The sequence below is a fragment of the Clostridioides sp. ZZV15-6383 genome (genome assembly GCF_020657735.1).
Taxonomy (GTDB): domain Bacteria; phylum Bacillota; class Clostridia; order Peptostreptococcales; family Peptostreptococcaceae; genus Clostridioides; species Clostridioides difficile_D.
The window spans coordinates 1-555 of record NZ_JAGWCV010000135.1 but is presented as its reverse complement, the minus strand read 5'-3'; the positions used below and the strand labels follow the sequence as shown (position 1 = coordinate 555).

2 tRNA genes and 2 rRNA genes are annotated in these 555 nt (G+C 39.6%); all 4 read right to left on the bottom strand.

Going from position 1 to position 555, the window contains the following annotated elements:
• Positions 1–7 precede the first annotated feature (7 nt).
• Positions 8–93: transfer RNA gene (locus tag KGF42_RS19130), tRNA-Leu, on the bottom strand.
• A 5-nt stretch (positions 94–98) separates the two neighbouring features.
• Positions 99–173, bottom strand: a tRNA-Asn gene (locus KGF42_RS19125).
• 7 nt (positions 174–180) lie between these two features.
• Positions 181–297: ribosomal RNA gene (gene rrf / locus KGF42_RS19120) — 5S ribosomal RNA — on the bottom strand.
• 184 nt (positions 298–481) lie between these two features.
• Positions 482–555: ribosomal RNA gene (locus tag KGF42_RS19115) — 23S ribosomal RNA — on the bottom strand; the annotation flags it as partial.

Sequence of the window (555 nt, the reverse complement as noted above, 5' to 3'; positions counted from 1 at the left end):
TTATAAGTGCCGAAGACCGGAATCGAACCGGTACGAGAGGTAAGTCCCGCAGGATTTTAAGTCCTGTGCGTCTGCCAGTTCCGCCACTTCGGCTTTTTTGGCTCCAAGGGTGGGGCTCGAACCCACAACCTACCGGTTAACAGCCGGTTGCTCCACCGTTGAGCTACCTTGGAACATTTAACGTGGCTACGTCCTACTCTCCCAGGCAGTTTCCCACCAAGTACCATCAGCGCTAAAGAGCTTAACTTCTGTGTTCGGAATGGGAACAGGTGTATCCTCTTTGCTATTATAACCACATATTGCCTATTTATAAGACAAGTATTATATTAACATCTTTATTTTTAAATGTCAATAGTTTTAAAGTACTAAATAATAATTGTTTTTATGATATATACTGTTACTAATTGAAGTTAGTACTTTACATAGAATTAACACTCTAAAAACTGCACATATATCTTAATGAATGAACATCAAATAAATATTGGTCAAGTCCTCGACCTATTAGTATCGATAAGCTAAATACATTGCTGCACTTACACCTTCGACCTATCAACC